The sequence below is a fragment of the Streptomyces ziwulingensis genome, assembly GCF_039542605.1.
Classification (GTDB): domain Bacteria; phylum Actinomycetota; class Actinomycetes; order Streptomycetales; family Streptomycetaceae; genus Streptomyces; species Streptomyces ziwulingensis.
Window position 1 is genome coordinate 76,757 of record NZ_BAABIG010000043.1, and the last position, 20,638, is coordinate 97,394.

General features: G+C 70.9%; 22 protein-coding genes. 10 read left to right on the forward strand and 12 right to left on the reverse strand.

Features of this window, described 5'->3' with window-relative positions:
- Positions 1–31: 31 nt before the first annotated feature.
- Entirely contained in the window at positions 32–214 is a 183-nt protein-coding gene (locus ABEB00_RS21570) for a ribbon-helix-helix protein, CopG family (protein WP_345621610.1), read from the reverse strand.
- A 155-nt stretch (positions 215–369) separates the two neighbouring features.
- Between ABEB00_RS21570 and ABEB00_RS21575 the strand changes: the two genes are divergently transcribed.
- Positions 370–807, forward strand: coding sequence for a MarR family winged helix-turn-helix transcriptional regulator (locus ABEB00_RS21575; RefSeq protein ID WP_345621611.1), 438 nt, complete (start codon positions 370–372; stop codon positions 805–807).
- 27 nt (positions 808–834) lie between these two features.
- The gene (locus ABEB00_RS21580; RefSeq protein WP_345621612.1) at positions 835–2,202 is read left to right on the forward strand and encodes an MFS transporter; all 1,368 of its coding nucleotides are present in this window, start codon (positions 835–837) and stop codon (positions 2,200–2,202) included.
- 12 nt (positions 2,203–2,214) lie between these two features.
- Here the strand turns inward: ABEB00_RS21580 and ABEB00_RS21585 are convergent, their stop codons facing one another.
- The 4 genes from ABEB00_RS21585 to ABEB00_RS21600 form a co-directional block, all read right to left on the reverse strand.
- Positions 2,215–2,802 (reverse strand): Uma2 family endonuclease, encoded by a 588-nt coding sequence (locus ABEB00_RS21585; protein WP_345621613.1) that lies wholly within the window; start codon positions 2,800–2,802, stop codon positions 2,215–2,217.
- 354 nt (positions 2,803–3,156) lie between these two features.
- Entirely contained in the window at positions 3,157–4,149 is a 993-nt protein-coding gene (locus tag ABEB00_RS21590) for an aldo/keto reductase (RefSeq protein ID WP_345621614.1), read from the reverse strand.
- A 53-nt stretch (positions 4,150–4,202) separates the two neighbouring features.
- On the reverse strand, positions 4,203–4,790 hold the full coding sequence (locus ABEB00_RS21595) for a Uma2 family endonuclease (RefSeq protein ID WP_345621615.1): 588 nt from the start codon (positions 4,788–4,790) through the stop codon (positions 4,203–4,205).
- 92 nt (positions 4,791–4,882) lie between these two features.
- Complete coding sequence (locus tag ABEB00_RS21600) at positions 4,883–5,557, reverse strand: GDSL-type esterase/lipase family protein (RefSeq protein WP_345621616.1); 675 nt, start codon at positions 5,555–5,557, stop codon at positions 4,883–4,885.
- Positions 5,558–5,655: 98 nt separating this feature from the next.
- On the opposite strand from ABEB00_RS21600, the gene ABEB00_RS21605 reads away from it, so the two are divergent.
- The gene (locus ABEB00_RS21605) at positions 5,656–6,624 is read left to right on the forward strand and encodes a WD40 repeat domain-containing protein (RefSeq protein ID WP_345621618.1); all 969 of its coding nucleotides are present in this window, start codon (positions 5,656–5,658) and stop codon (positions 6,622–6,624) included.
- Positions 6,625–6,638: 14 nt separating this feature from the next.
- Here ABEB00_RS21605 and ABEB00_RS21610 read toward each other — a convergent pair whose 3' ends face one another.
- Together ABEB00_RS21610 and ABEB00_RS21615 are read right to left on the reverse strand one after the other, a co-directional pair.
- Positions 6,639–7,100, reverse strand: a complete 462-nt coding sequence (locus ABEB00_RS21610) for a hypothetical protein (protein WP_345621619.1) — start codon at positions 7,098–7,100, stop codon at positions 6,639–6,641.
- 69 nt (positions 7,101–7,169) lie between these two features.
- Entirely contained in the window at positions 7,170–7,400 is a 231-nt protein-coding gene (locus ABEB00_RS21615; RefSeq protein ID WP_345621620.1) for a DUF397 domain-containing protein, read from the reverse strand.
- Positions 7,401–7,595: 195 nt separating this feature from the next.
- Between ABEB00_RS21615 and ABEB00_RS21620 the strand changes: the two genes are divergently transcribed.
- Both ABEB00_RS21620 and ABEB00_RS21625 read left to right on the forward strand, forming a co-directional pair.
- Complete coding sequence (locus tag ABEB00_RS21620) at positions 7,596–8,351, forward strand: DUF6879 family protein (protein WP_345621623.1); 756 nt, start codon at positions 7,596–7,598, stop codon at positions 8,349–8,351.
- Positions 8,352–8,369: 18 nt separating this feature from the next.
- Positions 8,370–9,218 (forward strand): helix-turn-helix domain-containing protein, encoded by an 849-nt coding sequence (locus tag ABEB00_RS21625; RefSeq protein ID WP_345621624.1) that lies wholly within the window; start codon positions 8,370–8,372, stop codon positions 9,216–9,218.
- 236 nt (positions 9,219–9,454) lie between these two features.
- On the opposite strand, the gene ABEB00_RS21630 is transcribed toward ABEB00_RS21625, so the two are convergent.
- Positions 9,455–9,859 (reverse strand): ATP-binding protein, encoded by a 405-nt coding sequence (locus tag ABEB00_RS21630; protein WP_345621626.1) that lies wholly within the window; start codon positions 9,857–9,859, stop codon positions 9,455–9,457.
- 126 nt (positions 9,860–9,985) lie between these two features.
- Between ABEB00_RS21630 and ABEB00_RS21635 the strand changes: the two genes are divergently transcribed.
- Positions 9,986–10,849, forward strand: coding sequence for a helix-turn-helix domain-containing protein (locus ABEB00_RS21635; protein WP_345621627.1), 864 nt, complete (start codon positions 9,986–9,988; stop codon positions 10,847–10,849).
- Positions 10,850–10,851: 2 nt separating this feature from the next.
- Positions 10,852–11,034, forward strand: coding sequence for a DUF397 domain-containing protein (locus ABEB00_RS21640; protein WP_345621628.1), 183 nt, complete (start codon positions 10,852–10,854; stop codon positions 11,032–11,034).
- A gap of 61 nt (positions 11,035–11,095) precedes the next feature.
- On the opposite strand, the gene ABEB00_RS21645 is transcribed toward ABEB00_RS21640, so the two are convergent.
- Together ABEB00_RS21645 and ABEB00_RS21650 are read right to left on the reverse strand one after the other, a co-directional pair.
- Positions 11,096–11,620 carry a hypothetical protein gene (locus tag ABEB00_RS21645; RefSeq protein WP_345621629.1) on the reverse strand — a complete coding sequence of 175 codons (525 nt, stop codon included), beginning with the start codon at positions 11,618–11,620 and terminating at the stop codon, positions 11,096–11,098.
- Between the two features lie 50 nt (positions 11,621–11,670).
- Positions 11,671–12,963, reverse strand: coding sequence for an MFS transporter (locus tag ABEB00_RS21650; protein ID WP_345621630.1), 1,293 nt, complete (start codon positions 12,961–12,963; stop codon positions 11,671–11,673).
- Positions 12,964–13,192: 229 nt separating this feature from the next.
- Here ABEB00_RS21650 and ABEB00_RS21655 point away from each other — a divergent pair, with 229 nt between their 5' ends.
- A complete protein-coding gene (locus ABEB00_RS21655; RefSeq protein ID WP_345621632.1) occupies positions 13,193–14,305 on the forward strand; it encodes a hypothetical protein in 1,113 nt (370 codons plus the stop codon).
- A 345-nt stretch (positions 14,306–14,650) separates the two neighbouring features.
- Positions 14,651–15,673, forward strand: a complete 1,023-nt coding sequence (locus ABEB00_RS21660; RefSeq protein ID WP_345621633.1) for a hypothetical protein — start codon at positions 14,651–14,653, stop codon at positions 15,671–15,673.
- Positions 15,674–15,871: 198 nt separating this feature from the next.
- Here the strand turns inward: ABEB00_RS21660 and serC are convergent, their stop codons facing one another.
- The gene (serC, locus tag ABEB00_RS21665; RefSeq protein WP_345621634.1) at positions 15,872–16,990 is read right to left on the reverse strand and encodes a phosphoserine transaminase; all 1,119 of its coding nucleotides are present in this window, start codon (positions 16,988–16,990) and stop codon (positions 15,872–15,874) included.
- 128 nt (positions 16,991–17,118) lie between these two features.
- On the opposite strand from serC, the gene ABEB00_RS21670 reads away from it, so the two are divergent.
- Positions 17,119–20,115: an FAD-binding and (Fe-S)-binding domain-containing protein gene (locus tag ABEB00_RS21670; RefSeq protein ID WP_345621635.1), complete on the forward strand. Its 2,997-nt coding sequence runs from the start codon at positions 17,119–17,121 to the stop codon at positions 20,113–20,115.
- Between the two features lie 64 nt (positions 20,116–20,179).
- Here ABEB00_RS21670 and ABEB00_RS21675 read toward each other — a convergent pair whose 3' ends face one another.
- Positions 20,180–20,635 (reverse strand): NUDIX hydrolase, encoded by a 456-nt coding sequence (locus ABEB00_RS21675; protein WP_345621636.1) that lies wholly within the window; start codon positions 20,633–20,635, stop codon positions 20,180–20,182.
- Positions 20,636–20,638: the final 3 nt, after the last annotated feature.

The window sequence follows — 20,638 nt, forward strand, 5'->3', positions numbered from 1 at the left end:
TGACCCCGCCCGCACCACGCGGGCCGCCGCCTCAAGGGACCCCGTAGAAGCGTTCCGTCTCCTCCACGGCGGACTGGAACCGCTCGTCGAAGTCATCGCGAATGAGCGTCCGGACGACATAGTCCTGGACGCTCATTCCCCTTTTGGCCGCATGGTCCCGGAGCCGTTCGAGCAGCTCCCCGTCCATCCGCAGGCTGAGCACGCTGGTCCCCATGGGGACGAGGGTCACCGCAGGGCCCGGGGTGACGTGCCCGTTTCCGCGTCCGGCTCACTCGTAAGGGTGAAGGAATCGCCCCAGTGGCGCGCGTCACGGGCCCAGGCGCCCGCATGTGGTGGTACTTCGCCAGACTAATGACCTAAGCTAAGGACATGCCGGACCTCACCCATGGCGACGACGCGGCCGCCGTGAACTCCCTGCGATCCGCTCTGATGCGGCTCTCGCGTCGGCTCAAGCACCAACGAGTCGACGAGTCGCTCAGCCCCACCGAGATGTCGGTGCTGGGCACCCTGTCCAACTGCGGTCAGGCCACCCCGGGCGAACTCGCCCGCAAGGAACACGTCCAGCCGCCCTCGATGACCCGCATCGTGGCGCTGCTGGAGGCCAAGGAGCTGGTCCGCCTGGAACCGCACCCCGAGGACCGGCGCCAGAAGGTCGTGACCCAGACCGAGAGGGCCGTGGTGATGCTCGACGAGAGCCGCCGCAAACGCAACGCGTTCCTGGCCACGCTGGTCGACGGGCTCGACGAGGACGAATGGGCGAAGCTGCGCGCGGCGGCCCCCGTGCTGGAGAAGCTCGCCCACCTGTGAGCAGTACGTCCCGAGGAGGCGAATTTCTTGAGTACGGGATCCGGAGCAGACTCCGCCCCCGCACCTGACCGCTACGACGACCCGTCCGGGCCCGCCCCGGACTCCGCCCGCAAGACCTCGATGTTCGCCTCCCTGAGGGTCAGGAACTACCGCCTGTTCTTCATGGGTCAGGTCGTCTCCAACATCGGCACCTGGATGCAGCGCATCGCCCAGGACTGGCTGGTCCTCAGCCTCACCGGTTCCTCGGCCGCGGTCGGTATCACCACCGCCCTGCAGTTCCTGCCGATGCTGCTGTTCGGCCTGTACGGCGGCGTCCTGGTCGACCGGCTGCGCAAGCGGCCCACGCTGCTGGCCACCCAGTCGGCGATGGCCCTGACCGCGCTCGCCCTCGCCGTCCTCACCCTGACCGGCCACGTCCAGGTCTGGCACGTCTACGTCGCCGCCTTCGCGATGGGCCTGGCGACCGTGCTGGACAACCCGGCCCGCCAGTCCTTCGTCTCCGAGCTGGTCGGCCGTGACCAGCTCCAGAACGCGGTCAGTCTCAACTCCGCCAACTTCCAGTCCGCCCGGCTGGTCGGCCCGGCCGTCGCCGGTCTGATGATCACCGGCGTGGGCACCGGCTGGGCGTTCCTCGCCAACGGCCTCTCCTTCGTCGCGCCGCTCACCTGCCTGGTGCTGATGCGCGCCCGCGAACTGCACGCCGTCCAGCGCGCACCGCGCGGCAAGGGCCAGTTGCGGGAGGGGCTGCACTATGTCGCCGGGCGCCCCGAGCTGATCTGGACCATCGTCCTGATCGGCTTCATCGGCACCTTCGGCTTCAACTTCCCGGTCTTCCTCTCCGCCTTCGCCGACGACATCTTTGACGCCGGGGCGGGCTCCTACAGCCTCTTCAACACGCTGATGGCGGTCGGTTCGGTGGCCGGCGCGCTGCTCGCCGCCCGGCGCGGCACGTCCCGGCTGCGGGTCCTGATCGCGGCGGCCCTCGGTTTCGGCGCCCTGGAGATCGCGGCCGCTGCCGCGCCCGAGCTGTGGATGTTCGCGCTGCTCATGGTCCCGATCGGACTCTTCAGCATGACGGTGAACGTCACCGCCAACACCAGCATCCAGATGTCCACCGACCCGGCCATGCGGGGCCGCGTGATGTCCCTGTACATGATGGTGTTCCTGGGCGGCTCACCGGTCGGCGCGCCGATCGTCGGCTGGGTCACGGACACCTACGGCGCCCGGGTCGGCTTCGCCACCGGCGGCGCGATCGCCTTCGTCGCCGCCGCCGTCATAGGCGTGGTCCTGGGCCGCCTCGGCAATCTCCGCCTGACCCTCGCCTGGCACCACGGCCACCCCCAGGTCCGCTTCGTCCCCAGAAACCACCGGGAGGAACTGGCGCCGGCGGCGTGAGCGCCGGGGGCGTCAGTCGCGGGGGAAGCCGTCGCTCTTGAGCACGAGTCCGACGGCGGTCCCCGTCAGATCGATGTCCTCGCCGAACCCGAAGCTGACGCTGCTGTGGTAGCTGCCGTCCTTCGGCAGCGTGTGCAGGTGCCATTCGCCGGTGTACGGATCGACGATCAGGTACACCGGCACCTCGGCGGCGGCGTAGGTGTCCTTCTTCGGACCGTAGTCGTTGCGGGCGGTGTCCCTGGAGATGACCTCGGCGACGAACTCGACGTCCTGGTGACGCCACTGGCCCCTTCCGTCCTTCTCGGCGCCCTCCGCGAGGGCCACCACATCCGAGGCGAATCCGTTGAGGCGGCCCGGGTAGTCCATGCGGACGTCGGACTTGACGCGCTTACGCGCATATCTGCCGCGCAGTTGGTCGTAGATGTCCGCGATGATGTCCCAGTGGGTGTCCCGCTGTGGCGTCATGAAGATGTGACCCCCGACGATCTCGGTCCTGTATCCCTCGGGGACGGGCAGCTTCTCAAGCCACTCGAACAGGACGTCCAGCGTCAGCTCGTCGCTCTCCTCGGCCATCTCGATCCTGTCTGCAAGGACGGTCATCGTGGCACTCCTCCCCGGCCGCCGATCGATACGGGCAGCCGCGCAGTACAACGATACGCACGGTGACTGGGACACGCCGGGCAGAAGGGGCCGGCCTGAGACCGAACCGCCGGTGTCGGGGGCTCCGGGGGGCGCGGCCCCGCTACGAGGTGGTCGCTCGGCTGCCGGTCGGCGGGGCCGGTTAGGCTCGGTGGCGTGGACCCGAAGACCCGTAACCGGATCATGGCCGGTGTGCTCGTACTGATGCTCGTGGTGGTGGCGATGGCGGCCGCGCTGGGATAGCCGGCCGCCCCGCCACCTGCCCCGCCGCGCGCTACCCGCGCGCCCGCCGCACCACCTGCCGCACCACCCGCCTCACCAGGCGAACGCCTCCGGCGACGGGCCGGGGCCGGGGAAGATCTCGTCCAGCCCCGTCAGCAGTTCGGGCGACAGCTCCAGCTCCACGGCGCGCAGCGCGGAGGCGAGCTGGTCGGCGGTGCGCGGACCGACGATGGGGCCGGTCACGCCCGGCCGGGTGAGCAGCCACGCCAGCGCGGCCTCGCCCGGCTCGATGCCGTGCGTGTCGAGCAGGTCCTCGTACGCCTGCACCTTCCCCTTGAGCACGGGGTCGGCGAGCGCGTCGGCGGCCCGGCCGCTCGCCCGGCGCCCGCCCTCGACCTGCTTGCGGAGCACGCCGCCGAGCAGTCCGCCCTGGAGCGGCGACCAGGGGATGACGCCGAGGCCGTACTCTCGGGCGGCCGGGATCACCTCCATCTCGGCGCGGCGCTCGACCAGGTTGTACAGGCACTGCTCGCTGACCAGGCCGATGGTGCCGCCGCGGCGGGCGGCCGTCTCGTTGGCCTGCGCGATCTTGTAGCCGGGGAAGTTGGACGAGCCCGCGTAGACGACCTTGCCCTGCTGGACCAGGACGTCGATCGCCTGCCAGATCTCGTCGAAGGAGGTGGCCCGGTCGATGTGGTGGAACTGGTAGAGGTCGATGTGGTCGGTGCGCAGCCGCTTGAGGCTGGCGTCGACGGCCCGCCGGATGTTCACCGCGGAGAGCCGGTCCGTGTTGGGCCACGGCTCGCCCCCGGCGCCCATGTCGGCGTACACCTTCGTGCCGAGGACGACCTTCTCGCGGCGCCCGCCGCCCTTGGCGAACCAGTTGCCGATGATCTCCTCGGTGCGGCCCTTGTTCTCGCCCCAGCCGTAGACATTGGCGGTGTCGAAGAGGTTGATGCCGGCGTCCAGCGCCGCGTCCATGATGGCGTGGCTGTCGGCCTCGTCGGTCTGCGGACCGAAGTTCATGGTGCCGAGGACGAGCCGGCCGACCTTGAGTCCTGTGCGTCCGAGCTGCGTGTACTTCATGGTCCCCAAGCCAACGACGTGGAGTGCGCTCCAGGCAAGCGGGGAGCCGCGCTTCAGTCGCGGGGGAAGCCGGCCGTCTTGAGGGTGAGGCCGAGGAGGGTGCCGGTGAGGTCCAGGTCGTGGCCGAAGCCGACCGTGGTCTCGGTGACGTAGTCGCCGTCCTTCGGCTGGGTGTAGACGTGGCATTTGCCCTGGTACGGGTCGGCGACGAGGTAGACGGGGACCTCGGCGACGGCGTACGCGGTCTTCTTCGGACCGTAGTCGTTGGCGGCGGTGCCCTGGGAGATGACCTCGGCGACGAACTCGACGTCCTCGTGACGCCAGTGACCGGTCTCGTCCTTCTCGGCGCCGTCGCGGAGCTTGGCGACGTCGGGGCAGAAACCGTTCTTGTGGCCGGGGAAGTCGATGCGGACGTCGGAGAAGACCTCGACGTCCATCCCGAACCTGTCTTCCATGGCCCGGACGATCCGGCGGATGATGTGCCAGTGCGTGTCCCGCTGTGGCGTCATGTGGACGCTGCCCCCGACGATCTCGACCCTGAATCCTTCGGGGACGGGCATCTTCTCAAGCCGCTCGAACCACTCGTCGAGGCTCTCGGTGCTGACGTCGGCCATGGCGATCCTGTCGTCTACGACGGTCATCGTGGCGCTCCTCCCCGGCCGCCTCTCCGATGCGGGGCAGCCGCGCGGTACAACGATACGCACGGCGTGCGGGTCACAGACGGCATGCGGAGCTACTCCGCGTACGGCCCGCCCACTCCCCACTCCCCGTACAGCGCCGCCGCGAACGCCTCGGCCATCCGGTGCTCGCCGGTGGCGTTCGGGTGGGTGCCGTCGTAGGTGTCGGTGCGGAAGTCGTACGAGGCCGGGGGCGGGGCCAGGAGCAGCGGGGAGTGGGGGGTGGTGAGGTCGACGACCGTCTTCGCCAGGAGGTCGTTGAAGCGGGTGACCTGCTCGGCGAAGGACGCGTCCGCCTCGACGCGGATGTTCGGCAGCACCGGCAGTACGACCGCCCGGACGCGGGGGCGGGCCGCGCGCGCCGCGGCGACGAAGGCGCGGACGTTCTCCGCCGTCTGCTCGGCGTTGGTGTAGAAGCCGAGGTCTATCAGGCCGAGGGAGACCAGCAGGACGTCCGGGCGGTGGGCGCGTACCGCCTCGCCGATCAGCGGAGCCAGGTGGTGCCAGCCCTCGCCCCACCCCGCGAGGTGGCCGCGCGGGAAGCCGGGTTCGGCGTAGCCGTAGGAGGTGGCGGAGTCCGTGGACTGCTCGTACAGCGCCTCGCGCGGGCCGACGAAGGTGAACGGGCCGTCGTACGCCGCGCACAGGTGCCGCCACAGCCGGTAGCGCCAGGTGTGGTCGCCGGCGCTCCCGATCGTCATGGAGTCACCTACGGGCATCAACCTGAGCATCCGCTCATCATGGACGATCGGGGTGGACGCGTGCGCCGCCGTGCGGTGTGAGCCCGGCCACCGCCGTGAACGGCCGTGCGTGATGGCAGTCTTGGCCCATGCGCCGATCTCTTTCCCTTCTCGCCGCGGCCCTGTTCGTGGGTGCCTTCGCCGTCCCCGCCCACGCCGTCGACGGCGACCAGGGATTCACGATCGCGGACCCCCGGATCACCGAGTCCAGCGGACTGGCCGCCTCCAGGCTCCACCCCGGCATCTACTGGACCCACAACGACCAGGACACCGGCCCGTACCTCTACGCCGTCGACGGCGCGACCGGGAAGACGGTCGCCCGGGTCGCCCTCTCCGGCATCGGCACGCCGCGCGACGTCGAGGCGATCTCCATCGGCCCGGACAACCGCCTCTTCGTCGGTGACATCGGCGACAACGACGGCGTGACCTGGCCCTACGTGTGGATCTACGAGCTGCCCGAGCCGACCGAGCTGAAGGACCAGACGGTCGAGGCCACGCAGTACGTCGTGAAGTACGAGGACGGGCCGCGCGACGCCGAGTCGATGGTCGTGCACCCGAAGACCGGGCAGGTCTACCTCATCGACAAGCAGGAGGACGGCGGCCATCTCTACGAGGGCCCGGCCGAGCTGTCCGCCTCGGGCCCGAACGTCTTCCGCCCCACCGCCGCCGTCGACCTGTGGGCCACCGACGCGGCATTCTCCCCGGACGGTGAACGCCTCGCCGTACGCGGCTACTTCGGTGGCCTCTGGTACGACTGGAACGGCGGCAAGATCAAGCGGAGGGACCGCATCAGCGTCCCGCTCGGCCAGGGCGAGTCCGCCACCTACACGATCGACGGCGAGAAGCTGCTCCTGGGCAGCGAGGGCGTGGGCAGCCGCGTGAAGGCGGAGGACGCGCCCGGGGGCGGGGGCGGGTCCCCTTCGGCAGCGGGCAGCTCGGGCACGTCCGCCGCCGGGGACGACGACGCGGGCGGCGACACCCTGAAGATCGGCGGGGCGGCCGTACTGGTCGCGCTGCTGGCCCTGTTCGGACTGCGGCGGCTGTTCCGGAAGGGGTGAGGGCCGGCGCGCCCTCATGTGGTCAGGGGACAGGGAAGTTCCGGCCGCCCCCGGTGCGGGGAGCAGCCCACCAGGGCCAGCGAGAGATAGCCGGGGCGTTCGAGGTAGACGCCAAGGGTCACGTCCCCGCCCGCCGCGAGCCGCCGCTCCACGGCGGAGGCGATATGACCGGTGCCCCAGTGGGCCCGGCGCACGGACCGGGGCACGTACTCGGCCACCCGCTCCCCGAGCCACTCCGCCGCGTCCCTCGCCTCGTCCCAGGTACCCCGGATCAGCGACCGCGGTTTGATCAGCCAGTACGCCGTTTCCAGCGGGGGCAGGTTCGAGGTGGGGAAGGCGGCGGAGACCTCCCGGTGGCGCTGGATCAGCTCGGGCCGGCTGCCGGGCGGGGGCGGCTCGGGGTGCGGCGGTCGCCGCAGCGCGTCCTGGTCGAAACGGGACTTCGGGCCGGTCCACAGGTAGCCGTGGTGATGCACGGGGGTTCCTGTTCGGTGGGTGGTCCGGGCGGTTCCGGCCGACGCCGGAACCGCCCGGGGACGGGTCGGTCAGAGGGCCAGTCCGAAGCGGGCGGGGTCGATCCCGGCGGCGTCCAGCTCGGCCGTGGTGAAACGGAGCGGGTCCTTGTCGGGACGCTTGCTGTCACCGAGGGCCCAGACGCCGTCACCGATGCGGGCGAGGGTGACGCAGCCTTCCGGGCAGGGGCCTCCGCAGGCTTGGGCCTGGACGAAGTAGGCGGAGGTGATGTCGAGGGCGTAGAGGTTGGATTCGTTCGGCATGGGTGCCTTTCCGGTGCGCCTGAATGTGCCTGACGTGTTGCTGTGGGTGACGACCGTAGGCGCGGAGGCGGGGCCGAGAACGCAGGTATTCTCGATTATTCTCTTGCCGTCACTCTGAATGCATGGACATTCACTCAGCGACGCCGAGATGCTGTGCGGGCAAAGAAGTGTCTGAGACTCAAGGGGTGGTTGCGCATGGCGCGCAGGTTGCGGTTCAACGGGACCGGCAGTGGTGTCACGGGGTGCCCGTCCGTGCACGAGGATGTGGACAGCGGAGAGGTGATCGTGCACGGCCCTCCGCTCACTGACGCGGAGGATGTCGCGCAACTCCAGCACCTCTCGGAGGGTGAGGTCGCCGTCGTGGTCCCGCGGAGCCTGCTCGTCGACTGGGCCCCGAAGGAGCAGACGCGCCAGGTGCGCACGATCGATCTGGACGAGTTCCACACCCTCTTCGAGACGTTCGAGCACACCGCATGGCGCCTGGAAACCCGCCGCCGGTACGCGAGTGACGAAAGCACCGACCGGTGGCGGCAGTTCACCGAGGCTGGGCACCTCGACGCGGACTGGATGGAAGGCTCGGTGGTCACCTGGTTCGCCGAGACGGTCCGCTCGCAGACGGCTCAGGGCAAGCGGTTCGAGCGGGTGCGCATCGTGGACGAGCCCGCCACCACCGGTCAGCGCTACCTCTTCGAGAGCGCCAAGTGGAACATCGCGCAGGGTGAGGACATCCGGCAGATGCGGCGCGCCGACGCGGACCGGCTGCGGCTCCCCGCCGAGGACTTCTGGCTGTTCGACAGCCGCCTCATCGCGCTCCTCAAGTTCGATGACGACGACCAGCTCACCCACGTCGACCTGATCACGGAGCCCGCCGAAGTGGTGCGCTGCTCGATGATTCGAGATGCTGCCTGGCATCACGCCGTACAGTGGCGGGATTTCATGGCCGAGATGTAGGCGGCGGAATGGACACCGGTGAGTACGGACTATCAGAGGGCACGTGAGGAACTCGGTCGCAGGCTGCGTGAGCTGCGTATCGAAAGCCCCGAGGGCCGGCTCACCGGTGTCCGTCTCGCGCAGCGGCTGGGATGGCAGCAGTCGAAGGTCAGCAAGCTGGAGAACGGCCGGCAGACTCCGACTGACGAGGATCTGCGCGAGTGGGCCGAGGCCACCGGCCAGCCTGCCGTCTTCGGTGAACTGCGGGCTCGACTTCGGGGCTTCGAGAGCCAGATCCGCTCCTGGCGAAGGCAACTGGCCGCCGGGCACCGCCCTGTGCAGGAGACCTGGAACACCCTCGTCGCGGAGTCCCGAACCCTGCACATGTGGGAGAACAACACGGTCAGCGGCATGCTCCAGACCGCCGACTACGCCCGGAACATCTTCGAGCGCTACGCGGAACTGCAACGCTCCCCACGCGATACCGAGGAAGCGGTGCGAGCCCGTATGAAGCGGCAGGAATGGCTCTACCGTCCCGGCCGGCAGTTGAAGCTGCTGATGTGGGAGGGCGCTCTGCGGGCCCAGGTCTGTCCGGCGGATGTGCTGGCGGCCCAACTGGACCGTCTCCTCGGGGTGGTCGGCATGGACACCGTCCACCTGGGGATCGTTCCCCTGGACACCGTGTTGCGGATTCCGCCGGCGAATCCGTTCTGCATACTGGACGACCGGTTGGTCGTCGCCGAGGACTGGCACGCCGAACTCTGGTTGGACGACCCGGAGTCGATCGACCTCTACCGCCGCGTCTGGGACACCTTCGCCGAGTCGGCCGTCTTCGGCGCCGACGCCCAGCAGGTGATCGCCCGGGTCCGCCGGAGTATCAAGGTCTGAGGACGTACGGCCGCACCACGTCGTCACCCTCGCTCCGCCACAGGGGGCGCATGGGTGCTTGAGGCTGGGTCTCCTCCAGCGGGAATGGGAGATAGCGGCCCGCCGCCCGGCACCGCCTGTGCCAGCGCCGCCAGCGCGCTTCGCGAAGGTCGGGCAGTCGCCAGACGTACGGGTCCGGGGTGCGGACCTCCTCACCGAGGTCCGCTGAGTCGCGCGGGCGTCGGCGGACGAGCCCGTCACGAATGCGCCGGAACACGGGTCTCCCACCTCGCCCACACACACTTCGCGTACGGCTCCTGCCGGCATCCCCAGGAGTCCGCGAGCGCCTCCACGAGGGCGAGGCCGCGTCCGTGTTCTTCGTCGGGGCCGGAGTGGTGGACGCGGGGGAGCCTGTCCCGGTCGGGGTCGGAGACCTCCAGGAGCAGCGCGGTCCCGTCCAGGGTCAGGGTGACTCTGACCTCGGCGTAGGAGACCCGGCAGTGGGTCACGGCGTTGGTGACGAGTTCGTTGGCGAGCAGGGTGACGAGGTCGGCGTGATCGTCGGTGATCCCCCAGTCGGCGAGGGCTTTGCGTACGTGCTGCCGGGCGGCGTGCACGTGCCGTTTGTGCTTGGGGATGCGGAAGGTTTCCGTCGAGGGCATGGGAGTTATTCGACACCGACAAAATCGAGACTGCGAAATGTATGCAGAGGTATCACTCGATCGTGTTATCCGAAGCCGGGCGAGACGGTGTGCGTGACAAGGTGGCTTGCGGAGAGGGGAGGCACCATGCCCGCAGGTGGACGGCCGACGGTGCGCAGTAGGCGCCTGGGTACGGCGTTGAGGCAGTACCGGCAGGCGGCGAAGCTCGATCAGCCGCAGGCTGCGGAGGTCATCGCTTCGAGCCAGGCCAGGATCAGCCGCGTGGAAAGCGGACACGCCACCCCACGAGTCATCGAGGTTCGGTTGCTGTTGGACGCGTATGGCGTCACCGATACGGATGTGCGCGCCAAATTGGAGGAATTGGCCAGGCATTCCAAGAACCGAGGCTGGTGGCTGGAGCATGCGGCGCACCTGCGTCCGGACTATCTCGACCACATCGCTCTGGAAGACGACGCGACGTACATCCGGGAGTGGCAGCCAGTGCTCGTTCCCGGACTCCTTCAGACTCCGGCCTACGCGGAGGCGATCACCACGGGCAGTCCCAACCGCATCGCTTCGGAGCGGGTTGCCCAGTTACTCAAGGTGCGGGAGGGGCGGCAGTCGAAGATCGCTGACGGTGGGGCCTCCTATACCGCCATCGTCTGGGAATCCGTAATCACACAGCCCTTGGTGGGTCCGCACATCCATCGCGAGCAACTCGCCGCGATCCTGGACATCGGGCAGCGCAAGAACGTCACGGTGCAGGTGCTGCCGTTCAGTGCGGGTGTACTCGGCGCGGTGACCTCCGCCTTCTCCACCTTCAGCTTCGACTCCGAGCCGGCGGTCGAAGCGGTGACCCTTGAAAACCTGAGAGGGACTTCGGTCCTCGAAGCTTCTGAGGACCTTGCCGCTTACGCCAATATGTACGACCAACTACGATCAGCAGCGTCGGCGCCGGAAGCGAGCGCGAAGCTCATCCGGAACATACTGCGGAGCATCAAGGAAGACTGATCGTGACCGAGGCTGTAGGCACCTTTCGCAAGTCGTCCTACTCGCAGGCCGAGAGCAACTGCGTAGAGGTCGCCCGCACCGCCTCCAACGGCCGAGCCGTCCGCGACAGCAAGCAGCAGACCGCGGCCGGCCCCCTCCTCACCGTCTCCCGCGAGAGCTGGACCGCGTTCCTGCGGCAGTTCTGAGGGAACCGGGCGGCTGCACGCCTGCGGCTCGCGTGGCCGCAGGCACTCGGGGACTGCCGCGTCAGCCCGAAGGAGTGGCGCTCCCGGCGCCGCAGCCGTTCTTCATCCCCGACACGAACAGGCCCTGGAACTCACCGTCCCCCGGCGCCCCCGTGGGCGCCGGCTCACCGGCTGCGAGCATGCCTATCGACTCTGCGCCCGCCGCCACGGCGAGAGTCCATTCGTCCTTCTCCAGCACGTAGCCCTCGCCGCCGCCGCCGTCAGGCAACGGCTCCGCGTCCTGCCGCCAACCGCGCTTCTCCAGCACGCCGATGAAGACGCGAACCGCGTCGAGGTCCGGCTGCTTCGGCGTCCGCGACCAACCGTTCACCATGCACGGCCCCGCGTGCGCGGTGAGTTCGGCATCCGTGAACGTGAACCGTCCGAGATGCCCGGCGGCAGCCGCCGCACGCAGGTCTCCCTTCGCCGCGGCCTGCGTCACCGCCACCCGGGCGGCCACGCTCCCCGACGCCTCACCGCCCGGCTGCGGGTCGGCGCCCTCGCTGCCGCCGCCACTCCCACATCCCGCCAACAGCGTCACTGCCACTGTCACTGTCGCCGTCACGCACGCGGCCATGGCCGCCCCCGCCCCACGTATCACTCGTCCACCTCGTAAGTCCTGGATCGTGAGGCGGAGTCAAGCACATGGGCGGCAGGCGAAAGCGAAGGGCGCCCGGCGGAGGTGTGCGCCTTCCTCCAGGGCAGGAGCAGCGCACTGGCCAGGCACAGCAGACCGGCGATGAGGAGTGCGCCGCGTACGCCCGCCGTAGCGGCGATGAGGCCACCGGCGATCATGAAGGCGGCCTGGCAGGTCTTCGAACCGACCGACCAGGAGGTGCCGACGCGGGACATGAACGCGTCCGGTGTGGCCGCCATGCGGTAGGTGGTGAACGAGGGATTGAAGACGCCGGCGGAGAAGAGCAGGCCGAAGTCGGCGGCCACGATGACGAACACGCCGAGGGCGCCGGAAGGCGTGAGCGGCAGCGGGATCAACCAGAGCGTGCGCGCGACACCGGACAGCAACAGGACGTGGCGCGGGCCGAATCGCCGGGTGAGCCGCGGGGCCAGCCGGGAGCCCAGCACCCCGCCCAGGCAGGGCAGCCCCAGAGCGAGCCCGTACTGCCACGGCGCCAGACCGAGGTCCCGCAGCATGAGGACGGCCATCAGCGGGGACGCCATCATGAGGGAGCCGCCGAAGAGCAGGGCGTTGAAGAACAGCGGGCGCAGTCCCGCATGCCGCAGGAGGTACTGCCACCCGGCGGCGATGTCGCGGCCCAGGTGAGAGCCGGCGGCGCGGCCGGGTGGCGGGGGTTCGGGCCGCCGGATGCGACGGATGCCGAAGGCCGATCCGAGGAAGGACACGGCGTCGACCAGCACCGTGGCGGCAGCGCCCAGCACTCCGACCAGCAGCCCGCCGACAGGCGGACCGGCGCTGACGCAGATCCAGTTGGTGGTCTCGAACATGCTGTTGGCACGGAGGCGGTGCTCGGGCAGGACGAGTGCCTTGAGGTGGGCTCCGCTCGACGCGTCGAACGCGACGGACGCGGCGGTCTGGAGAATGCCGACGACACACAGATGGATGAAGGTGAGCCTGTCGAAGGCCATCGCGGCCGGGATGCTCGCCAGCACCGCGCAGCGGGCCAGATCGGCGGCGATCATGACCGGCCGCTTGTGCTGGTGCTCGATACGCACCCCGAGCGGCAGGGCGATCACCGCGCTGGCCACGGCGGACAACGCGGCGAGCAGGGAGACCTGGAACGCCGAGGAACGCAGCACCAGAAGGGCGATCAGCGGTAACGCCCCCATACCGACGGCACTGCCCGCCGCACTGACCGCGGAGGCGCCCCACAACCGCCGGAAGTCCCGCCCGAGCGTGCTCCGCCGTACCAACACAACCCCCCGAGGCGCGAAGGCGCTCAGCGTAGTGGCTCGGTCCACGCGAGCGCGGACATCCAACTCGGCTACGCCCGCCGTTCCCCGAGAGGGCCGGCGGTGCCGCTTGTCCGGATCGCGGGGGCGGGGCGGGAAAAGGCGGGCGAGCCGGTGAACCGGAGGGTGGGTCGGCGAGTAGTGGTCGTACGACGGATGCACCCCAAGACGACAAGGGATGTGGAGCGTTATGCCGAACGGCGACGAAGCAGACCGGTGGAAGTGGGAGCGGGACAAGGTGCGCCGGGATACTCCGCAGTACAAGCGGGATACTGCGGAGTACAAGAAGGAGAAAATGGACGGACAGCGGAGGCGGCGGGCGAATCCGACCTTTAAGAAGCATGAGCGGGAACGTCAGCGGGAGCGGAGGGAGGAGCAGAGGGAGCAGCGGAGGGAGCAGCGACGGCAACAGCGGAGGGCCGCGGAGGCTGAGCGGGGGCCGTTATTTCCGAAGATAGTGGCGTTGGAGGTGTATGGCAGTTATCAGGAGCGGTCGGCGGGGACGTGGCCGGTGCTGCCGCCGGCGGGGTTGTGTGTGGCGTTGGACGGGCGGTCGGCCGGTGTGGAGGGGCGGGAGGCGGTCGTGGTGCGGCTGGACGTGCCGGGGTCGCAGGGCCTGTCGGGGACCCCGGTGCCCACGTTGCTGGCTGATCCTTCGCTTGATCTGGCGGATGTCGGGGTGCGGTCCCGGATATTCGCCGCGGGGGTCGACGAGGGCGGCTATCGGGCGGCGGAGAGTGCGCAGGGTGTTCTGCTGGATGTGCTGCGGGTGGAGGAGTTCGGGGCGGACGCCGCGTTCCCTCTCGGGCAGGGCCAGAACGAGGAACAGTACGGGTACGGGTACGGGTACGCCGACGATTACGGGTACGGGCCCGCGGAGTCGTTCGGCGGTGTGGATGTGAACGAGCTGATGAGTTCCGGGCCTCACCTCGGTGCCGGGGAGGGCATGGCCGAGGGCTGGGCCGGTGCGACCAATCCTGTCGGGTCGTATGCGGCGAGTTACCTGCCGACCGGGACCTACGGTGGTGTTCCCGCGCAGGGGGCCGATTCACTGTCGACGGTGATGGAGGCGCTCGCGGTCTCCGCTCGCGCGTTTCCGGCCGCCGGTTCCTATGCTCCGGCGGGGCAGGACTCGAATGTGGCGTACTCGCAGTGGGACACCTCCGCGTTCCTGCGGTCCGGCGTGCAGCCCGCCGCGAGGGACAGGAGCCCTTCGCCGGGGCCTTCCGCCGGTCCCTCCAGCGGCGGCCGGCAGTACTCCAGCCAGTCCAGCCGGACCGGCCATTCCAAGAGGGGGCGCTGAGGACGGGCGGCGGCTCCGGAGCGGGTGGCGGCTTGGGTCGCTGACGTCAGTTCGGCTGAGTGCCGTGCGGCGCCTGGGCCTGGTCGGAGACGAATGTCTGCCGTGAGGGGACCTCTCCGGCCGGGCCGGTGCGGTCCAGCAGGCCGTGGAGGTGCGAACGGCCGTCTGTTGTGGGGGGTTGGTGGTTCTGGTGCGACGGTCATGGTGAGCGGTGCCGTTTGTTCGGATCGCGGGGGGCGGGTCGGCAAAAGGTGGGCGAGCCGGTGAACCGAAGGGCGGGTGGGTGAGTAGTGGTGGTACGACGGATGGATCTGAAGACGACAAGGGATGTGGAGCGTTATGCCGTTGGACGACGCAGAACGGCGGAAGCGGGAGCGGGAGCGGGAGCGGGCACGGGATCGGTTGCGGCGGAGCGATCCGGCGTACCGGCGGGTGGAGGAGAGGAAGCGGCAGGAGCGGCGGGACCGGGAGCGGCGGGCGGCCGCGGTGGCGGTGGCTGTGTCGGATTCGTTGGTGCCGGAGATTGTGGCGTTGGAGGTGTACCGGAGTTATCAGGAGCGGTCGCCTGGTTGGCCGGAGGTGCCTCCGGCGGGGTTGCGTGTGGCGGTGGACGGGCGGTCGGCCGGTGTGGTGGGCCGGGAGGCGGTCGTGGTGCGGCTGGACGTGCCGGGGTCGCAGGGCCTGTCGGGGACCCCGGTGCCCACGTTGGTGGCTGATCCTTCGCTTGATCTGGCGAATGTCGGGGTGCGGTCCCGGATATTCGCCGCGGGGGCCGACGCGGGGATCTATCGGGCGGCGGAGAGTGCGCAGGGTGTTCTGCTGGATGTGCTGCGGGTGGAGGAGTTCGGGGCGGACGCCGCGTTCCCTCCCGGGCAGGGCCAGAACGAGGAACAGTACGGCCACGACTACGACTACGGCAATGACTACGAGTACGGTCACGGGTCTGCGGAGTCGTTCGGCGGGGTGGATGTGAACGATCTGACGCGTTCCGGGTCTCACCTCGGTGTCGGGGGTGCGATGGCCGAGGGCTACGGCGGTGTGGCCAATCCTGTCGGGTCGTATGCGGCGAGTTACCTGCCGCCGGCCAGGTCTTATGGGGGTGTTCCCGTGCAGGGGGCTGATCCGTGGTCGACGGCGATGGGGGCGCCCTCGGTCACCGGTCCGGCTCTCCCGGCCCCTGGTTCCTATGCTCCGGCGGGGCAGGACTCGAATGTGGCGTACTCGCGGTGGGACACCTCCGCGTTCCAGTTCCAGCGGTCCGGCGTGCAGCCCGCCGCGAGGGACAGGAGCCCTTCGCCGGGGCCTTCCGCCGGTCCCTCCAGCGGCGGCCGGCAGCACTCCAGCCGGTCCGGGAGAGGGCGAGGATGAGGACGGGCGGCAGCGCCCCGCGGCGGCCACCCACCACCCGCCACTTGCTTACTCACGCCTGTCTCGGTCAGGGCTGAACGCCCTCCGGACGAGCGAAAGGGCGCCCGGCGGAGAACCGGGCGCCCTTCACCGTCGTACGCGAGTCACCGTCGTACGCGAGTCACCGCCGTACGCGAGAAGCCAGCGACGTCGGAGAAGTCAGAGCTTCTCGATCACATAGTCGACGCACTTCGTCAGGGCCTCGACGTCCGCCGGGTCGATCGCCGGGAACATCGCGACGCGCAACTGGTTGCGGCCCAGCTTGCGGTACGGCTCCGTGTCGACGATGCCGTTGGCGCGCAGTACCTTCGCGACGGCGGCGGCGTCGACCTCGTCGGAGAAGTCGATCGTGCCGATGACCTGGGACCGCTTGGCGGGGTCCGTGACGAACGGGGTCGCGAACTTCACGTCCTCGGCCCAGCCGTAGAGCGCCCGCGCGGAGGCGGCCGTGCGGCCGGTGGTGAACTCCAGGCCGCCCTGGCCGTTCATCCACTCCACCTGCTCGTTGAGGAGGAAGAGCGTGGCGAGGGCCGGGGTGTTGTAGGTCTGGTTCTTGCGGGAGTTGTCGATCGCCGTCGGCAGCGAGAAGAACTCCGGGACGTGGCGGCCGGAGGCGTGCAGCCGCTCGGCGCGCTCGATGGCGGCGGGGGAGAAGACGCCGATCCACAGGCCGCCGTCGGAGGCGAAGGACTTCTGCGGGGCGAAGTAGTACACGTCGGTCTCGGCGACGTCGACCGGCAGGCCGCCCGCGCCGGACGTGGCGTCGACCAGTACGAGCGCGCCCTCGTCGGCGCCGGCCACGCGCTTGACCGGCATGGCGACACCGGTGGAGGTCTCGTTGTGCGTGAAGGCGTAGACGTCGACGCCCGCCTCGGCCCGCGCCTCGGGGTGCGTGCCCGGGTCGGAGGAGATGACGGTGGGCTCGGCCAGCCACGGGGCGAGCTTCGCCGCCTTCGCGAACTTGGAGCTGAACTCGCCGAAGGTCAGGTGCTGCGACTTGTTCTCGATGAGACCGTGCGTCGCGATGTCCCAGAACGCGGTGGAACCGCCGTTGCCGAGGACCACCTCGTAGCCGTCGGGGAGCTGGAACAGCTCGCCGATGCCCTCACGCACCTTGCCGACCAGGTTTTTCACCGGGGCCTGGCGGTGGGAGGTGCCCATGAGGGACGTACCGGTGGCGGCCAGGGCGTCCAGCGCCGCCGTCCGCACCTTGGAGGGACCCGCGCCGAAACGTCCGTCGGCGGGCTTGATGTCAAGGGGAATCCGGATCTCAGCCACGCACGGAGCCTAGCCGCTGGGGGAAACCCGGGCGAAACATCGTCCGTCGGGTGAGACGGAGGTCCACCGCGCCGCACTCCGCCACCGCCTCCGGGCCACCGAGCCGCCGCTGCTGGTTTGCTGGACGCATGGCGGCTACGGGTGCGGGTGCGGGTGCGAGTCCGGGGGCGGGTGGGGGATCGGGTGCGGGCGCGGAGCTGGACGTGGCGCTGCGCCGGGTCGTCCGGGGTGAGGTCGGGTTCGACCCGGCATCCCGGGCGCTGACGACGATGGACGCCTCCAACTACCGGAGGGTTCCGCTCGGGGTGGTCGCCCCGCGGGACGCGGACGACGTGGCGGCCGTACTGGAGGTGTGCCGGACGCACGGCGTGCCGGTGGTGGCGCGCGGCGGGGGCACCTCCATCGCCGGGCAGGCGACCGGTACGGGTGTGGTCCTGGACTTCACCCGGCACATGAACCGGCTGGTGTCCCTGGACCCGGGGGCGCGGACCGCCGTCGTGCAGCCGGGGCTCGTGCTCGACCGGCTCCAGGAGGCAGCCGCCCCGTACGGTCTGCGCTTCGGGCCCGACCCCTCCACCCACAGCCGCTGCACGCTCGGCGGCATGATCGGCAACAACTCCTGCGGCCCGCACTCCGTGGCGTGGGGGACGACCGCCGACAGCGTGGCCGGGCTGTCGGTCCGCACCGCGCGCGGTGAGCGGCTGCGGCTCGGGCGGGAGTGGGCGGGGGCCCCGGACGGGCTCCGGGCGCTCGTCGAGGGGGAGACGGCACGGCTGCGCACCACGTTCCCCGAGCTGCCGCGCCGGATCTCCGGGTACGCGCTGGACGCCCTGCTCCCGGAGCACGGTGCCGACGTGGCCCGGTCCTTCTGCGGTTCCGAGGGCACGCTGGGCATCCTCACGGAAGCGGTCGTACGGCTGGTCGAGGCGCCGCGCGCGCGGGCGCTGGCCGTGCTCGGTCACGCCGACGAGAGCGCGGCGGCCGAGGCGGCGGCCGGTCTGCTGCCGCTCGGGCCGCTGACCGTCGAGGGCATGGCGGCGGACCTGGTGCCGGACCCGTCCGGGCTGCCGAGGGGCGGGGCCTGGCTGTTCGTGGAGACCGGCGGGGAGTCGCACGGCGAGGCGCGGGCGCGGGCCGAGGCGGTGGTGCGCGCGGCCGGCGCCGAAACGGCCGGCTCCCTCGTCGTCACCGATCCGGCCGCGCGGCGGGCGCTGTGGCGGATGCGGGAGGACGCGGCGGGGACGGCCACGCGGATGCCGGACGGGTCGGAGGCGTGGCCGGGCTGGGAGGACTGCGCGGTGCCGCCCGCCCGGCTCGGGGCCTATCTGCGGGAGTTCCGGGGGCTGCTCACCGCGCACGGGCTGCGCGGCACGCCGTACGGGCACTTCGGGGAGGGCTGCGTCCATGTCCGGATCGACTTCGATCTGCTGACGGCGGCGGGGGTCGGCCGGTTCCGGCGGTTCTCGGAGGAGCTGGCGGACCTGGTGGTCGCGCACGGCGGGTCGCTGTCGGGCGAGCACGGCGACGGACAGGCCCGCGCCGAGCTGCTGCCGAGGATGTACGGCGCCGGGACCGTCGCCCTGTTCGAGCGCGTCAAGGCCGTCTGGGACCCGGACGACCTGCTCAACCCCGGCATGCTGGTCCGCCCGGCCCCGCTCGACGCGAACCTCCGCTTCGCCGTCCTGCCCCGCCGCCCGGTCGACGTCGCCTTCGGCTACCCGGCCGACGGCGGCGACTTCGCGGCGGCGGTCCGGCGCTGCGTCGGGGTCGCCAAGTGCCGTACGGCGTCGGCGGCGGACGCGGCCGTCATGTGCCCGTCGTTCCGGGCGACCGGCGAGGAGGAGCACTCCACGCGCGGCCGGGCCCGGCTGCTGCACGAGATGCTCGCGGGGGAACTCGTGACCGACGGCTGGCGGTCCACGGAGGTGCGTGACGCCCTCGACCTCTGCCTGTCCTGCAAGGGCTGCCGGTCGGACTGCCCGGTCGGGGTGGACATGGCGACGTACAAGGCGGAGTTCCTCCACCACCACTGGGCCGGGCGGCGCCGCCCGGCCGCCCACTACGCCATGGGGTGGCTGCCGGTGTGGCTGCGCTGGGCCGCGCGCACCGGAGCGGTCCCGGTCCTGAACGCGCTGGCCTCCGTGCGGCCGCTCGCCGCCCTGGCCAAGCGGGCGGGCGGACTCGCGGCCGAGCGGGACATCCCGCGCCTCGCCCGCCGCACGTTCAGCCGCTGGTGGCGTACGCGCCGCCCACCCGCCGGTTCGGGCTCCGGCTCCGGCCCCATCCCCGACCTCGGCCTCGCCCCCGCCCCCATCCCCGCCCCCCTGGTCGTCCTGTGGCCCGACACCTTCACCGAGTACCTCTCGCCGGAGGTCGGCCGGGCGGCGGTGCGGGTGCTGGAGGCGGCGGGGCTGCGGGTGACGCTGCCGCCCACGCTGCGGCTGCCGCGCGGCGCGCTCGCCGACGGCCGTACCCGGACCCCGGCCGCCCTGCTCGCGGCCCGGCGCGGCCGGGTGTGCTGCGGACTGACGTACGTCTCCACCGGCCAGCTCGACCGGGCCCGCCGGGTCATGCGCCGCACCCTCGACCTGATGGCGCCGGTGCTCGCGGGCACCGCCCCGGTCGTCGTCCTGGAACCGAGCTGCGCCGCCGCACTCCGCACCGACCTGCCCGAGCTGCTCCACGACGACCCGCGCGCGGCCGGCCTCGCCGCCCGGGTCGTCACCTTCGCCGAGGCCCTGGAACGGCACGCCCCCGGCTGGCGCCCGCCCGTCCTGGACCGCCCGGTCGCCGGCCAGACCCACTGCCACCAGCACGCGGTACTCGGCGACGCGGCCGACCGCAGGCTGCGTACGGCGGCCGGCCTCACCGGCGAACTGAGCGGCGGCTGCTGCGGACTGGCCGGCAACTTCGGTTTCGAGGACGGCCACTACGAGATCTCGGCCGCATGCGCGGAGGACCGGCTGCTGCCCGGGGTGCGCGAGGCCCCGGAGGGGGCGGTGGTCCTGGCGGACGGGTTCTCCTGTCGGACCCAACTGGAGCAGTTGGCCGGGGTGCGGGGGCGGCACCTCGCCGAGGTGCTGGCGCAGGCGCTGGAGAGCCGCCCCCGGGAGGGGGACGGCTGACGGATGCCCGGCGTCGTCCTCAGAGCGTGCGCACTCAGAGCGTGCGCACTCAGGGCGTGCGCACTCAGGGCGTGGTCTCGCCCTGTATCAGCGGGTGGCACACCGGCTGGATGTCCTCGGGCAGCTCGTCCGGGCGGCACCAGCGGGCCTCCAGGATCTCCATCGGGTCGATGCGCAGCTCACCGCCGAGCAGCCGGGCCTCGTACGCCACCTCCAGGCGGCGGTTGCGCAGGCCGCTGTTGAGCATGACCAGGCGGCCCGCCACCACGTCGAGGTCGGTCTCCTCCTTGACCTCGCGCACCACGGTCTGCCGGAAGTCCTCGCCCTTGTGCGCGTAGCCGCTCGGCAGGCCCCACTGGCGGCCGGGCGGCCACATCCGGTGCCGCAGCAGCAGTACCCGCCCCTCGTCGTCGCGGACCACCCCGGTCACACCGACCACGACCTTGGCGTTCACGAACCACATCAGGCGGTTCTGCACCGGGCGCAGGGCGCGCCACAGCCGGGCGAGGAGTCGTCTCACGGG

What these genes read in the sequence shown, in the direction of transcription:
- ABEB00_RS21570 (WP_345621610.1), bottom strand. Translation starts at nt 214, where the DNA reads ATGGGGACCAGCGTGCTCAGCCTGCGGATGGACGGGGAGCTGCTCGAA.
- ABEB00_RS21575 (WP_345621611.1), top strand. Translation starts at nt 370, where the DNA reads ATGCCGGACCTCACCCATGGCGACGACGCGGCCGCCGTGAACTCCCTG.
- ABEB00_RS21585 (WP_345621613.1), bottom strand. Translation starts at nt 2,802, where the DNA reads ATGACCGTCCTTGCAGACAGGATCGAGATGGCCGAGGAGAGCGACGAG.
- ABEB00_RS21590 (WP_345621614.1), bottom strand. Translation starts at nt 4,149, where the DNA reads ATGAAGTACACGCAGCTCGGACGCACAGGACTCAAGGTCGGCCGGCTC.
- ABEB00_RS21595 (WP_345621615.1), bottom strand. Translation starts at nt 4,790, where the DNA reads ATGACCGTCGTAGACGACAGGATCGCCATGGCCGACGTCAGCACCGAG.
- ABEB00_RS21600 (WP_345621616.1), bottom strand. Translation starts at nt 5,557, where the DNA reads ATGCTCAGGTTGATGCCCGTAGGTGACTCCATGACGATCGGGAGCGCC.
- ABEB00_RS21605 (WP_345621618.1), top strand. Translation starts at nt 5,656, where the DNA reads ATGCGCCGATCTCTTTCCCTTCTCGCCGCGGCCCTGTTCGTGGGTGCC.
- ABEB00_RS21615 (WP_345621620.1), bottom strand. Translation starts at nt 7,400, where the DNA reads ATGCCGAACGAATCCAACCTCTACGCCCTCGACATCACCTCCGCCTAC.
- ABEB00_RS21620 (WP_345621623.1), top strand. Translation starts at nt 7,596, where the DNA reads ATGGCGCGCAGGTTGCGGTTCAACGGGACCGGCAGTGGTGTCACGGGG.
- ABEB00_RS21630 (WP_345621626.1), bottom strand. Translation starts at nt 9,859, where the DNA reads ATGCCCTCGACGGAAACCTTCCGCATCCCCAAGCACAAACGGCACGTG.
- ABEB00_RS21635 (WP_345621627.1), top strand. Translation starts at nt 9,986, where the DNA reads ATGCCCGCAGGTGGACGGCCGACGGTGCGCAGTAGGCGCCTGGGTACG.
- ABEB00_RS21655 (WP_345621632.1), top strand. Translation starts at nt 13,193, where the DNA reads ATGCCGAACGGCGACGAAGCAGACCGGTGGAAGTGGGAGCGGGACAAG.
- ABEB00_RS21670 (WP_345621635.1), top strand. Translation starts at nt 17,119, where the DNA reads ATGGCGGCTACGGGTGCGGGTGCGGGTGCGAGTCCGGGGGCGGGTGGG.